17 protein-coding genes are annotated in these 13644 nt (G+C 40.9%); 10 read left to right on the top strand and 7 right to left on the bottom strand.

What is annotated here, in order from left to right; translation table 11 throughout:
* Positions 1 to 255: 255 nt before the first annotated feature.
* Entirely contained in the window at positions 256 to 699 is a 444-nt protein-coding gene (locus FTV42_RS10235; RefSeq protein WP_005100815.1) for a hypothetical protein, read from the top strand.
* A gap of 53 nt (positions 700 to 752) precedes the next feature.
* Here FTV42_RS10235 and accC read toward each other — a convergent pair whose 3' ends face one another.
* The 3 genes from accC to aroQ are packed head-to-tail and all read right to left on the bottom strand — an operon-like array spanning position 753 to position 3024.
* On the bottom strand, positions 753 to 2117 hold the full coding sequence (accC, locus tag FTV42_RS10230; RefSeq protein ID WP_180038682.1) for an acetyl-CoA carboxylase biotin carboxylase subunit: 1365 nt from the start codon (positions 2115 to 2117) through the stop codon (positions 753 to 755).
* An 18-nt stretch (positions 2118 to 2135) separates the two neighbouring features.
* Entirely contained in the window at positions 2136 to 2552 is a 417-nt protein-coding gene (accB, locus tag FTV42_RS10225) for an acetyl-CoA carboxylase biotin carboxyl carrier protein (RefSeq protein WP_005107117.1), read from the bottom strand.
* Between the two features lie 16 nt (positions 2553 to 2568).
* Positions 2569 to 3024 carry a type II 3-dehydroquinate dehydratase gene (aroQ, locus tag FTV42_RS10220; protein ID WP_180038681.1) on the bottom strand — a complete coding sequence of 152 codons (456 nt, stop codon included), beginning with the start codon at positions 3022 to 3024 and terminating at the stop codon, positions 2569 to 2571.
* A gap of 1043 nt (positions 3025 to 4067) precedes the next feature.
* Between aroQ and ybaK the strand changes: the two genes are divergently transcribed.
* The 3 genes from ybaK (at position 4068) to FTV42_RS10205 (ending at position 6532) form a co-directional block, all read left to right on the top strand.
* Entirely contained in the window at positions 4068 to 4535 is a 468-nt protein-coding gene (gene ybaK / locus FTV42_RS10215) for a Cys-tRNA(Pro) deacylase (RefSeq protein ID WP_180038680.1), read from the top strand.
* 191 nt (positions 4536 to 4726) lie between these two features.
* Complete coding sequence (locus FTV42_RS10210) at positions 4727 to 5980, top strand: YncE family protein (RefSeq protein ID WP_180038679.1); 1254 nt, start codon at positions 4727 to 4729, stop codon at positions 5978 to 5980.
* 69 nt (positions 5981 to 6049) lie between these two features.
* Positions 6050 to 6532 carry a hypothetical protein gene (locus FTV42_RS10205; RefSeq protein WP_180038678.1) on the top strand — a complete coding sequence of 161 codons (483 nt, stop codon included), beginning with the start codon at positions 6050 to 6052 and terminating at the stop codon, positions 6530 to 6532.
* A gap of 113 nt (positions 6533 to 6645) precedes the next feature.
* Here the strand turns inward: FTV42_RS10205 and FTV42_RS10200 are convergent, their stop codons facing one another.
* From FTV42_RS10200 to tusD, 4 genes are read right to left on the bottom strand one after another with little or no spacing between them, the layout of a single operon-like run.
* A complete protein-coding gene (locus FTV42_RS10200; protein WP_180038677.1) occupies positions 6646 to 6957 on the bottom strand; it encodes a TusE/DsrC/DsvC family sulfur relay protein in 312 nt (103 codons plus the stop codon).
* Between the two features lie 14 nt (positions 6958 to 6971).
* Positions 6972 to 7256: a DsrH/TusB family sulfur metabolism protein gene (locus FTV42_RS10195; RefSeq protein WP_180038676.1), complete on the bottom strand. Its 285-nt coding sequence runs from the start codon at positions 7254 to 7256 to the stop codon at positions 6972 to 6974.
* A 17-nt stretch (positions 7257 to 7273) separates the two neighbouring features.
* Positions 7274 to 7624, bottom strand: a complete 351-nt coding sequence (locus FTV42_RS10190) for a hypothetical protein (protein ID WP_180038675.1) — start codon at positions 7622 to 7624, stop codon at positions 7274 to 7276.
* A 44-nt stretch (positions 7625 to 7668) separates the two neighbouring features.
* Positions 7669 to 8037: a sulfurtransferase complex subunit TusD gene (tusD, locus tag FTV42_RS10185; protein ID WP_180038674.1), complete on the bottom strand. Its 369-nt coding sequence runs from the start codon at positions 8035 to 8037 to the stop codon at positions 7669 to 7671.
* 70 nt (positions 8038 to 8107) lie between these two features.
* Here tusD and FTV42_RS10180 point away from each other — a divergent pair, with 70 nt between their 5' ends.
* From FTV42_RS10180 to FTV42_RS10155, 6 genes are all read left to right on the top strand, one after another.
* Positions 8108 to 9118, top strand: coding sequence for an NAD-dependent epimerase/dehydratase family protein (locus FTV42_RS10180; RefSeq protein ID WP_180038673.1), 1011 nt, complete (start codon positions 8108 to 8110; stop codon positions 9116 to 9118).
* 138 nt (positions 9119 to 9256) lie between these two features.
* Complete coding sequence (fumC, locus tag FTV42_RS10175) at positions 9257 to 10651, top strand: class II fumarate hydratase (protein WP_180038672.1); 1395 nt, start codon at positions 9257 to 9259, stop codon at positions 10649 to 10651.
* A 126-nt stretch (positions 10652 to 10777) separates the two neighbouring features.
* The gene (locus tag FTV42_RS10170) at positions 10778 to 11269 is read left to right on the top strand and encodes a hypothetical protein (RefSeq protein ID WP_004280216.1); all 492 of its coding nucleotides are present in this window, start codon (positions 10778 to 10780) and stop codon (positions 11267 to 11269) included.
* Between the two features lie 429 nt (positions 11270 to 11698).
* A complete protein-coding gene (locus FTV42_RS10165) occupies positions 11699 to 12301 on the top strand; it encodes a nitroreductase family protein (protein ID WP_180038671.1) in 603 nt (200 codons plus the stop codon).
* Positions 12302 to 12430: 129 nt separating this feature from the next.
* On the top strand, positions 12431 to 12793 hold the full coding sequence (locus tag FTV42_RS10160) for a hypothetical protein (RefSeq protein WP_071851342.1): 363 nt from the start codon (positions 12431 to 12433) through the stop codon (positions 12791 to 12793).
* A complete protein-coding gene (locus FTV42_RS10155) occupies positions 12794 to 13162 on the top strand; it encodes a hypothetical protein (protein WP_180038670.1) in 369 nt (122 codons plus the stop codon).
* The last annotated feature ends 482 nt before the right edge of the window (positions 13163 to 13644 follow it).

Raw genomic sequence — 13644 nt, 5'->3', positions numbered from 1 at the left:
TGACCCAAAATATAATTTTATTGTTTGATTAATCTGTTATTAATACGAACTATTAAGATTCTTATATACGAAATATATACAAAAAAAGTCAGAAAAGAAATCCATGTTTTTAAACAATGTGATAAATAATTTCTGACTCTGTATTGAAATTGCGTTAGAGCGGGACACGATCCCAAAAAATATGATAATTTAGAATCAATTGTTAACAAGATGCCGGTAAATATGAAAAAAATATGTCTTAGCCTTATCTTACTCATGAGCTCACCTTGGCTAATGGCGACAGAAAATAAAAAACCAGCGAATGCTCCTGCTAAAGCTGCTGAAATCCCAAATACATTTACCGTGAAAACCCGTCCGGAAATTGTCGGATTGTGGGGAATGGAAATCCCGAATAATAAAAAATGTATCGAATATTATAATTTTAAAGGCAATAATAATGTGGTGATTAAAAGTGGCGACGAGTGGACGTCAGGGCTGTATGACTATCAGCCGGCACAGGATCCTTCACAGCAGATTCCAGCGCTGATTCTGCAAGTAAAATATGACAATAATGAAAAAGACTGTTCAGGCAATCAGGTGGATCAGTCTGGTGAAATTTCGCAGTATTTTGTGAAATGGCAAAACCCTTATACCATTAACTTCTGTGCCAATGAAAAAGCCGAGCAATGTTTTGCCGTGCTCAGACGCGTATTGCCTTAAATTGCACACAATAAAAAACCGCTGAATGACAGCGGTTTTTTATGAGCTTTGATTTAGGCTTTGTCTTCAGCACCTTCAAGCTGCTTTAACAAATGCTTCTCTAGGTAATGAATATCCATTGCCTGTTTGCAGAAGTTTTTATCCTGAAGGATTAAATCTTTATGCAAAGGAATATTAGTTTTAACACCAGTTAAAATCATTTCTTCCAAAGCATTTCTCATTCGAGAAATAGATGTCTCACGATCCTTACCATGCGAAATCAGTTTGGCAATCATCGAATCATAATACGGTGGAATGCTGTAGCCTGGATAAACATGCGAGTCCAAACGGATACCTGCGCCGCCTGGTGCATAGAAGTTGTCAATCTTGCCTGGTGAAGGCAGGAAGGTCGATGGATCTTCTGCGTTAATACGGCATTCAATCGCATGTCCTAAAACTTTGACGTCTTCTTGCTGAATATCGAGACCTAAACCGCCAGCAATACGCAATTGCTGTTCGATAATATCGATCCCCGTGACCATTTCAGTTACCGGATGCTCAACCTGAACACGCGTATTCATTTCAATGAAGAAGAACTCATCATCTTCAAACAGGAATTCGAATGTACCTGCACCACGATATTGCATCAATTTACAGGCGTTGACACAGGCTTCTAGAATATCAGCACGTGCTTGCTGTGGTAAGTTCGGTGCTGGTGCTTCTTCCAGTACTTTTTGATGGCGACGCTGTAGTGAACAGTCACGATCATACAGATGAATCGCATGGCCATTACCATCAGCCAGCACTTGCACTTCGACATGACGTGGCTTTTGCAGGAAACGTTCCATATAGACCGTATCATCACCGAACCACATTTCCGCATCACGCTGTGCAGCCTGAACAGATTCGAGTAGGGTATCGACATTTTCGACGATACGCATACCACGACCACCACCGCCAGAAGCGGCTTTTACAATCAGTGGAAAACCGATCTCTTTCGCTTCAGCCATCGCATTGTGAATCGTTACGGCATGGTCGCAGCCCGGTACTGTTGGTACACCCGCTTTTTTCATGGCAATAATGGCAGAAACCTTGTTCCCCATTAAACGGATATGTTCCGGACGTGGACCAATAAAGATAAAACCAGAATTTTCTACGATTTCGGCAAATTCTGCATTTTCAGCGAGGAATCCATAACCAGGATGGATTGCATCTGCGCCGGTAATTTCAGCAGCTGTAATAATCGCAGGAATATTCAGGTAGCTGTCACTGCTCGCACCAGGGCCAATACACACTGCTTCATCACAGAAACGTAAATGCATCAGGTCCTTGTCTGCGTCAGAATAGACACCTACAGTTTTGATCCCTAAAGTTCTGCAAGCCCGGGTAATGCGTAATGCAATTTCACCACGGTTTGCAATTAAAACTTTTTGCAACATTATAAATCCCCGGGGTGATTAAGCGCGGTAGCGGAAAAGTGGTTGACCGAATTGAATCACTTCACCATTTTTCACCAGAATTTCTTCAATCACACCGCTTTGAGTTGCTTCAATCGGGTTCATGATTTTCATTGCTTCGATAATACCGAGCGTATCGCCTGCAGAAACAGTCTGGCCAACTTTAACAAATGTCGGTTCACCTGGGCTTGGTGCTGCATAGAACACGCCGACCATTGGTGAAGTTTCAACAGCACCGCGAGGAGATTTTGCTGCTGGCGCTTCGGCTGCTGGTGCAGGCATCGCAGGAACAGCTGCTGCAACCACTGGATTACGACGAGTTAATGCAATCGATTGATCGCCTTCTTTAACTTCGATCGCCTGTAAGTCAGATTCAATCATCAAGTCGATGAGTTTCTTGATTTTACGGATATCCATGAGACAGTATTCCTAATTAAGATTGTGTAGAAGGTTGTATTTTTTCAATGATATAGTCGAGGGCAGCAGCATAGCCTTTTGCACCTAAACCACAGATCACACCGATGGCTTTATCGGACAAGTATGAATGATGTCGGAATGCCTCACGTGCATGCACATTAGACAGATGGACTTCAATGAAAGGAATGGCAACGCCAAGCAGGGCATCGCGAACCGCAACAGAGGTATGGGTCAATGCTGCCGGATTAATAATGATATATTGAACGCCGTCTTGCTGTGCTTGATGAATTCGGTCAACAATGGCACCTTCCCAGTTGCTCTGGAAAGTATCGAGTTGTAATGTAGCCTGTTGAGCCTGAGCAATCAGCTGCTGGTTAATATCGTCAAGACTAAGGTGACCATAAACTTCCGGTTCGCGCTTCCCAAGCAAGTTTAAATTCGGTCCATGAACAACCAAAATGGTCGAACTCATCCAGCGTGCTCCAATTAAAAAGTATCGGGGTTTGTCTGCAAGATGTCTGCAAACTCTGCTTATTATTGCATGATTTTCTACATTGCTATTTATAATTTCTTTGAATTGACGTAGAAAGCATATAGTAAACAGTGGCGCTATAATGAAAACTTTGCAGAGATTTGGCAATGTTAAAAAATTACAATTCGCTGGGTATTCAGATTATTTTCATTGTAAACCCAATTGGCAAAAACAGTTAATATCCTTTATGTAACTGTATCTTCAGGTTAACGCTAAACTCTTCCTTTTGATTATATTTTTAATCTCGATCAAAGCATACTTGGTTCAACTGAACTCGATATTCAGTAGGGATTTGCATAGACCTGCAATAAAAAGTGGATTCCAGCACTTGAGCTTTTTATCACCGCCATTTAAAACCAGCAGCTTGTCTGAAAACCTAAGCAGTATTTAAAAATGCAAAATAAAACAATATATTAATGATTATATTATAAGGTTTTAGATCCTGTTTTCTATACATTTTATTACCAAATAGCAGATCAAGCTAAGTCTGTGCAGCTCCAAGCTTAGTGCCAAATTTTATACTGGATGATATACACGTCATGCGAAGCCAGATATTGAGCTTAATAGCGAGCAATAGAAGTCTTCGGTATTGAGTCAGAGAGTTTATAGCTTGCTGAAGTGACAAATGTGTTCATCTTTAACATCTGTAAATGAGGTATTAAGAACTTGCCAAACCTATATATAGTGGCAAAAACGCATATATTTGTTGGTATTTTGCACGTCTCTCTCTTTGCAAAAACGCTCAAAATACTGTGGGTGGTGAAAATAGAGTAAAAGCATTGAAAGTCAAATTGTAGATAAATGGGCTATAAACTTCCTTTCGGCTCTAAATGGTTGTGGCTTTTATGTTTCACTTTTGGCTCAGAAGCTATGCTGATAAATATTCAAATACTAAAGAGCCAGTTTATAAAATTGAGCTAAGAAATTAACTTCTTGAATGAATATTTATATACTTATGCCATTAGCTTTCAACCAGAATCACTATGACGCCTGCATGCAAACTCTTAAAAGCCCAAAAAATTGAATATAGCATTCACGAATACCAACATGATGCCAATGCGAAAAGCTTTGGCTTAGAGGCAGCAGAAAAATTAGGCTTGCAAGCCGAAGAAGTTTTTAAAACGTTGCTGGTGACAGATGAAAAGCAATATTTTGTGGCAATTTTACCTGTACATCATCAGTTAAACCTGAAAAAAGTAGCGACAGCTTTGGGTTGCAAGAAACTGCAAATGGCAGATCCGAAACAGGCGGAACGCTTGACTGGTTATCTGGTTGGTGGAATTAGCCCGGTCGGACAGAAGAAACGTTTAAAGACTGTGATTGATGCATCGGCAGAAAAACTCCAGAAAATATATGTCAGTGGAGGCAAGCGTGGTTTGGATATTGGCTTAAAACCGGATGATCTTGCCAAAGTGCTGAATGCACAATTTGTTGATCTATTGGATGATTAGGCTTCGATTCCGCTGAAGATTTAAAAGAATAGTGTCTGAAGCGAGATTTAAAAAAATAGCTTCAGACTTTTTGGTCGGAAAAATTAGCAAAATATTTTATACATTTGTATATTAGGCCAAGAATAAGCACAGCACGAATGTGCACAACAATAAATTAAAAAAAATATAAATGATTATACGGAGCTTCATCCATGAACATTAAAAACAAAATCTGGCCACGTTTTAGCCTGACAGTATCAGCAATGTTAATATCAGTAACCATCCCTGCTGTACAGGCCGCTTCTGCGCCTTCAGCTGTACCTGCCAATTCACAGCAGGTTTTCTTTGTCGGAAATAATTGGGATGGCACGGTAACCGTGATTCGTCCATCGGGTGATTTTGGCAAAATTGGCGTCATTAACATGATTCCTGATCGTAAAGAGCGCCTTAAAGAAATTCACCTGAATCCAATCAAACTGATTGCTTATACTTATATTCAGGCCACAGCCGGTGAAGGCAATGACCAGCTGGTGGATGATATGTACTCGACACCAGATGGACAGTCAGTCGTTGCATCACGCCCAAGTTTCGCCGATGTGGTATCAATTAATATCAAAACCGGCAAGATTAACTGGCGGACGCCTGTAGAAGGCTTCCGTGCTGACCATATGGCGGTATCACCAGATGGGCAACGAGTCGCCGTATCTGCATCTTCAGGAAATGTGGTGCATGTATTGGATATCCATACCGGTAAAGAGTTAGGCCGTTTCAGCACTGGCGATAAACCGCATGAAAACATTTACTTCGATGGCGGCAACAAGATCCTGAACTCTGCCATCGGCAATGTTGAAACCTCGATGGATGCACAGTGGCAAGACTTTACTAAAGGTAAGCGTTTTATTACTATTGCAGATGCCAATACACATCAGGTGCTAAGAAAAATCGATTTCAGGCCCGCATTGGATGCATTTGGTCGAAAAGATTTGTCCAACTCAGTACGACCAATGGTATTTAGTAAGGATGAAACCAAACTGTATGCCCAGGTTTCATTTTTTAATGGGCTGATTGAGTACGATCTGAATCAGAACAAGATTAGCCGGATCGGACAGCTCCCTGGCAGTGACAGTATCCCGAAAGACCGGACAAAATGGGTGAATGATTCGCGTCATCATGGATTGTCAATCAGTGCTGATGGTGAAAAGCTCTGTGTCGCCGGTACGATGGATAACTACGCTACGATTGTGGATCGCAAAACACTGACAGCCGGGAAACTGATTTCTGCAGGTAAACCTTATTGGGCAACGCGAAGCCCGGATGGTCGTAGCTGTGTGATTTCAGAAAGTGAAACCGATGTAGTCACAGTGATTGATTTTGCCACAGGCAATAAAGTGCTGAGTGTGCCGGTAGGAAATCATCCACAACGCGTCCGGATTGGATATGCACCAGCAGACTGGTCAACGCCGTAGTCAATCGTCGATTAGTGAAAAAGACAGCTTTTTAATAAAGGCTGTCTTTCTTGAGCTGAGGGCATAAAAATGAATGATAAAACAATTCTGTTCTATGTAATGATCGGATTGCTCCTGTTCGGGACTTTAGTGGGTATTGGCTATCAGGTACGACAAGAAATCTATCGGACGAATTTTACTGATCAGACCCATTCTGATCTGGTCCTGCCAGCTGAAAAATCGGCAAGCTATATATCTGTTAATTCTTCTGAGAATAGTCAAACTACGAAGAAGGAACAGAACGATAGGGTTGCAAAGCAAAGCGAATTATCAAAGCAACAAGAACAATTATATCTCGACTTTACTCAGATCATTAACGCTTTAAGTGAGGGACAACGACCAGATCCTCAACAACTCAGTTTGTTGATCACTCAGCAGCAAAAACTGGTAGAGGCCCAACTGGTGAGCAAGGCCGAAGCGAAAGCACAAATTGAGTTTCTGATTAAAGTTCTGCCTGAAATGGATCATGAATTGCATCGGGCATTGCGATTATTAGAGCAAACCCAAATTTAACGAATTAGATCCAGCTGTATCTTTCATTATTCTCAGTCTGAAAATTGCTCTCATAAAAAGGCCCAAAAAATGATTTGGGCCTTTAAATACACACTTTAGAAAGCGAAGTATCTTTATAAACAGTTCGCAGGCTTGGGTACACCAGCCAAACGGCTTAAGTGACGGGCCACCAGACCAGTATTAAACTTTTCCTGAAGCATGGCATTATTGATATCGGCACTAACAGTTTTCATTAAAAATTTAATCAGTGGGCGTGTTGCTGGTGAATGACCAAACTGCTGATAGAACTGACGTACCGCTTGCAGAATTTCAAAATGCCAAGGAGTTAAGCTCAGTTCCAAACTATCGGCCAGCACTTGAGCAACGTCTTCATTCCAGATGGTATAGTCAATCAGATGGCCATCTTGATCTAATTCTAAATTCATATCTAACTCATTCATTATTTCATTGAAATGCAGCGATTAAACTCGAGGCAAAGATCTGCAAAATCCGCATAATTCAAAAGCTTTATTTGTGTAGGCAAAGGCTGCGCTAAAAGTTCCGCATCATTTTCCAGCATGTGAATTTGTGGCAAGCTTTGCAGAAACGAATGTTCTAACTGCAATACCGCTTCACCCATCAGCACGACCTGATCACCCGTTGCATAAATTTGAGCCAGTTGCTCTAGGATCTGCGCTGTTGCCGAATAGCTGGATTGGATCAGATAAAGTGTATGATTTGACATTTGTATATTCTTATTCCTTACCAATACAGCACATGATCAAAGCTTTGAATAAATTCAGGATTAAGCTCAATAAATTCGATTTCTTGTTCGCTCTGTGTCACAAATGGGGAATTTTGGTTTTTCTGCTCAATCAGAATCGGAGTGAGATCATAAAACTCGAAACTGTCGACCATATTTGATGCTAGTTTAAATGCATGTTGCAACTGGTCAAATTGTAGCTCTGAACGTAGCAGACTGAAGGCAGCCCCTTGTAGCAGGACTTTAACTTCTGCACCAAAGGTTGCCAGGACCATGGTAGCCGACAGGCTTTCATGCACTTGCAGGCTAGTCAGATTGGCTTGGGTTAATATAACAAGTACAGATTTCACACAAGATTCCTTGGAAAAGCAACACATTCTAAAAAATGAAACATCTAGAATTGAATGAGACGTTGTGAGGACTGAACAGCATCGGCAAGTTCACCTAAACCGACCAATTCAAAGGCATCTGCCAGATTATGCTGCTGAATATTGTGACGTTGAGCATTGTCTAGATCTGTAATTCCACGTGCCAATGCTGCACTTACACAGACCGGGAGACGAATCTGTAGCGCTTGCCATGCGTGTGTAAGATGACGTTGATCGTCGGGTACCCATTGCAGTGCATTTGCGACCGATACGCCGTCCTGATAGAAAAATACACGGAATGCTTCCTGTTTATCTTGCAAGGCCTGAGCCAAACCTAGAGCATGCCAGGCATAAATGGAAGTCGGTGCGGAGGTAATAAGAATTAAGGTGCTCATCGAAATTCACTACAGGCTTGATCAATAGCAACAGATTGATCTTGGCTTCATCAGAAAGTAGGTAGTATAAATGATTTTAGTGACGGGTGGATTAGGCTTTTTAGGCTCACATATTGCTTTAAGTCTGTTAGCACAAGGACTAGAGGTCATTGTGGTCGATAATTTGGCCAATGCCAACTTACAAACTCTGGAGCGTCTTGAATTTATCTCCGGCATGTATGTACCTTTTATCAAGATTGATATTCGCAATACCCCAGCATTGAACAAAGTCTTTGAGCAGCATTCGATTCAGGCTGTGGTGCATACCGCAAGTTTTAAGTCACTGGAAGAATCAGTATTAAAACCACTTGAATATTATAATGATAATGTTAGCTGTATTATGAGTCTCATGCGTGCCATGCAGCGTACCGGCGTGCGTCATCTGGTACATTTATCCAGTCTGGCGGTATATGGACAATCTGGTGCAGACTTAAGCGAAGATCTGCCTTTTAACTTCACTTATCCGAATCCCTATATCAAATCGCAACAAATGGTTGAGGAAATTATCCGGGATACTGCCAAAACTGATAATGAATGGCGGATTGCGATCCTACGTCTGTCCAATATCGCCGGCGCCTTTGAACACGGTGTGCTGGGGGAAGCGGTGCCACCTTTACCGAAAAATATTTTGCCTTTGGCGATGCAGGTCGCTGCACAGCAACGTGAATATCTGGAATTACGCCGTCAGGCCCATACTGCGGATGGCACGGTAGAACGGAGTTTTCTGCATGTCGCAGACTGCTGTGATGCCGTGATCAAGTCCTTGCAATGGCTGTCACAACAGCAGGAATTAAAATGTGAAGCCTTTAATATTGCCGGTGAATTGATTTCCATACAGGATTTGCTAGATCAACTGGCTGAAGTGACTCAGTCTGCAATCAAAACCATGGATGCTCTGCCATACCCACATGCGGAAATGGATCAATTGGGGGCGAACATTGGAAAAGCGCGAAATATCCTACATTGGCAACCTCAGCGATCACTCAGAAAGATGCTTGAGGATGAATGGTTGTTTTATCAGAATATGCTCAGAGGGCAGTAAGTAAGAGAACTTAGCTTGTATTTGATAATAATTATCATTTACATTGATACTGTAATCGATTACTTTAAATAAATAGATTAAATCATTGATATAGAAATTCCTAAGATCCGTAACAGGCAAGGAGAATTGAGGTTGAACATGCAAACACGTATTGAACATGACACGATGGGAGAAGTGGCTGTACCGAGCGAGGCTTTATGGGGCGCTCAGACTCAGCGTAGCTTGCAAAATTTCAAAATTGGAAATGAGCGTTTGCCACGGCCAATGATTCGTGCCATGGGACTCGTCAAAAAAGCTGCGGCCTTGACTAATGCCGAGCTAAACCAGATTCCACAAGAACTGTCACGCTACATTGTGGATGCGGCAGATGAAGTCATCCGCGGGAAATGGGACAGTCAATTTCCACTGGTAGTCTGGCAAACTGGTTCAGGTACACAAAGCAATATGAACTGTAATGAGGTGATTGCCAATATTGCCAACCAGAAATTGGGCAATCATTTAGGGGCACAAAAACCGGTTCATCCAAATGATCATGTCAATCGTGCCCAATCTACCAATGATTCATTTCCAACTGCGATTCATGTGGCTGCGAGCTTGCAGATTAATGAACTTTTAATTCCGGCTGTCACACGTTTACGCGATACTTTATATGCCAAATCTCAGGATTTTGCCGATATTGTAAAAATTGGCCGGACACATCTACAAGATGCTACGCCTTTAACCTTGGGGCAGGAATTTAGCGGTTATGTCTCTCAGCTGGATCATGGGCTTCTTCGTCTAGAACAGGCATTGGTCGGACTATATGAATTACCATTAGGCGGTACAGCGGTTGGTACCGGTCTGAATGCCCATCCTGATTATGCCGTTCAGTCTGCTAAAACCCTGGGACAATTAACTGGCTTGCCATTTGTAACTGCGCCAAACAAGTTTGAGGCTTTGGCAGGCCGTGATGCTGCGGTATTTGCTTCTGGTGCATTAAAGACTTTAGCGGTTAGCTTGAATAAGATTGCCAATGATATTCGCTGGCTAGCCAGCGGGCCACGTTGTGGTTTTGGTGAATTGCGTATTCCTGAAAATGAACCGGGTTCTAGCATCATGCCGGGTAAGGTGAACCCGACGCAAAGTGAAGCGATGACGATGGTGGTCGCGCAAGTTCTCGGAAATGACACCACCATTAACGTGGCAGGTGCATCAGGTAACTTTGAACTGAATGTATTTATGCCGGTCATTGCCTATAATCTGTTGCAATCCATCCAGCTTTTAGGCGATGCGTGTAACAGTTTTAATGATCATTGCGCCGTAGGCATTGAGCCGAATCATGAGAAAATTGAACATTTCCTGCATGATTCTTTAATGCTGGTCACGGCATTGAATCCGGTCATTGGTTATGAGAATGCAGCCAAGGTTGCCAAAACAGCTTATAAGGAAGGAAAAACCTTAAAACAGGTGGCTGTTGAACTGGGTTTAGTCACCGCTGAACAGTTTGATGAAGTGGTGCGTCCTGAACAGATGGTCTCACCGAATGCTAAATAAGGGCCGGAGCACTTTTATTTTCAATCTTTACGCCTGTTTTATCATGGAATAGTCAGCAGTGGTTTTTATCTCAGGCAGAGTTGCGTACAATAGTGCTAGATGAGATTAACCACTGATGATTGTTTTATGCTTGATATTTATTTAACAGATGTTCAAAGAAAGGTGCAATTCAAGGATTATCCAGGTGAGCATCCTGTTAAATTTATTCTGAATTTCAAAAAGATTTTCCCGAGTGTCATGGAACTTCTTTTACCTGTACTTCCGGATAATGAAAATCTGGAAGAAATGTCTTGGGAATCGACCAGCGATGATTTTGAGACATTCCAGATGTTCTTAACCGGATGGGGCATTATTGAACTGCGTTTAAAAGCGATTACCCAGTTTAAAGATAAAGCATTTGCGGATCGTCTGGTTAAACAAGCCCAACAGAAACGCAAAGACTATCAAAAGCAGCAGACTAAACTGACCACAGTTGAACTGGACTATCTGTTTATGCACGAGATGCATGCACTGATTGATGCAGAGCTGGTTGAACTCGGTGAGAAATTCTATTTACCGATTTTACGCGAGCTATGGAAAACTAAAGTATCTGCTCAGGTTTTAAATGCAAAGTTTTAAACTAGTTTTTTAGCTTTTATTTATAAAATTAATCCTCCAGTTGGGGGGATTAATTTTATCTGGAATATGAGATTTATTTCATGATGCATGATCTCTTGAAATAGCCTAAGCAATATTAAATATGGTCATTGAACTTTTTCATTCTTAAAATTTTGATCAATAATAGCGCGTGTTGAACCATCGTTTAGCACCAGGCTCTATCATAGGGCAGTAGTTTTAACGAATGTTCAAAAAATAGATGAAAATGATCATTTTTAGCTAAAAAATATATAAAAATATCAATTAAATAGCCTAGTAATTCAGTCTATTATTTTTTAAGGTATAAAGGCTTTATCTCAAGATGAGTAAAAGCTTAATTGATTAGCTATCCTTCACAAAAATAGATGAAGGTTCAAATTTTCCCGAAGATATATCCTAGGATTTTCAAAAATGTCGAATCAGTTTTTAGATTTAATTACTAAACGCCGTACTATTTATGCCATTGCCAAGAATGTTGAACAATCTCCTGAGCGTCTAACTGATTTGATTCAGACTGCAATTAAACAAAGCCCATCTTCTTTCAATTCTCAGTCTTCACGCGCCGTCATTTTATTCAATTCAGAACATGAAAAGTTTTGGGGCTTTGTGGCAGACAAATTAAAAAGCTATGCCAAAGATGAAGAAAGCGCTGCAAAAACTACAGCAAAAATGGCAAGTTTTGCGGCAGGGCTAGGTACCGTTTTATTTTTTGAAGATCACACAGTCGTAGAAGGCTTACAGGAACAATTCCCATCTTATGCTGATAACTTCCCAATCTGGGCAGAGCATTCGACTGCGATCGCACAATTTGCAACATGGACAGCATTGCACACAGAAGGGTTGGGCGCATCATTGCAGCACTACAATCCGATCGTGGATGAGCAAGTTCATGCGGAATGGGACATTCCATCAAACTGGAAGTTGCGTGCACAGTTGGTATTTGGTTCGATAGAAAGCGAGCCACGTGCCAAAGATTATCTCGCTGATGAAGAGCGCTTTAAAGTATTCCAATAAGCTGATATCCATATCTGCGCTTAACATGGTTTAAGGGCAGATATTTTTTAGATCTCGATGAAATCCCAATCAGCTTCATTAAAATTAAGTTAAAATAGCGCGCTAATGAAAATTGATGAGTAAGACCGAATGTCGAAAAACACGCAAAACCTGTCACCGTTACAAGAACTGATCGCAGAGCAAAAGCTACTTTGTGAAGAAGTAGGCTCGGCTTATGTTGAAGTCACGGGTGATGATGTTGTTGCCGTGGCAGTACATACCTTAAAGCAGGATCCGATTGTTGGCATCCGTAAAAAGCCTGAAACGGCTGAAAATATCAGCTGGTACATTTATGGTGGAGAGCCTTCAAGTGAAGAGGCTTTTGAAACCATGACAGTACGTGAATTACAGGACATCGCACCAGAAGTTTTACCGTATCTGGCTCTGGAAACAGGTTTTCGTTTCATGATCGATGCCGATGATTATGAAGATGTCTGGAAAGAAGAAATCTAAATGCTAAAAAAATCATCTTTCATTTGTGTTGGATTATTATTAGGACTGAATAGCGTGGTCTTCGCAGAGCCGCTTTCACAAAGTGCCTATGACCAGTTTATTTCAGCACAGACTAAAATCGTGAATGAAACCAAGCATATTTTAGATGAAGATGATCAAAAGGCAGATGACCAAACTCAACGCCAGGCTTTCTGCAAACGACTGAAAGCCTATCAGGATATTCAAAAGGTGTCCGAAGAAAACAGCAGTCTGGATATCGCGCCCACGATGGCCATGGTCGCCAAAAGTTTTCTTGATCGGCAGGATCAAAGTTTGACTCAATCTGGAATGACTACAAACGTATTTTGTAAAAATAGGGATGTAGAATAAGTTATAAAATACTTTTCTATCTCGAAAGTTTTTCGCAGTGAAATAAAAATAAAGTATCTAAGTCTATTTCACAATCAAATTTTATAGATATTAAGACCTGAAAGACCATCTCCCGAATATCATTTGATAGAGAGTTTGTTAAGTTAATTTAAATTTATTTTAATGTGAATACCTCATATCCCGGGGATATATCAGCGGTAGTCAAATATATTGATAAGAATAAATGAATAATCTGGATTTTTATAATTTTCTGAAAATGTCTTATATACGTGATGTAATTTCTTGAACAGGATAATTTAAGTAGGATAGCGTGATTGCACGTTTATATTTAAGCTAATAACTTGAACATCCTAAGATATTAAAATAGCCTAAGCAATACATAATTTTAACAACTTTATCAAGAAAGGGAGAGAGGGGAAATTTATAATGTTGATGTTTACTACCTGTAACTCATTTGGACTTAAGACGTATTATTCTAAACA

Origin of the sequence: Acinetobacter sp. YH16052, from assembly GCF_013417155.1 — a bacterium.
In the GTDB taxonomy this organism is placed as follows: domain Bacteria; phylum Pseudomonadota; class Gammaproteobacteria; order Pseudomonadales; family Moraxellaceae; genus Acinetobacter.
The sequence above is the reverse complement of the archived record's forward strand: the minus strand, read 5'-3'. Positions and strand labels throughout refer to the sequence as shown.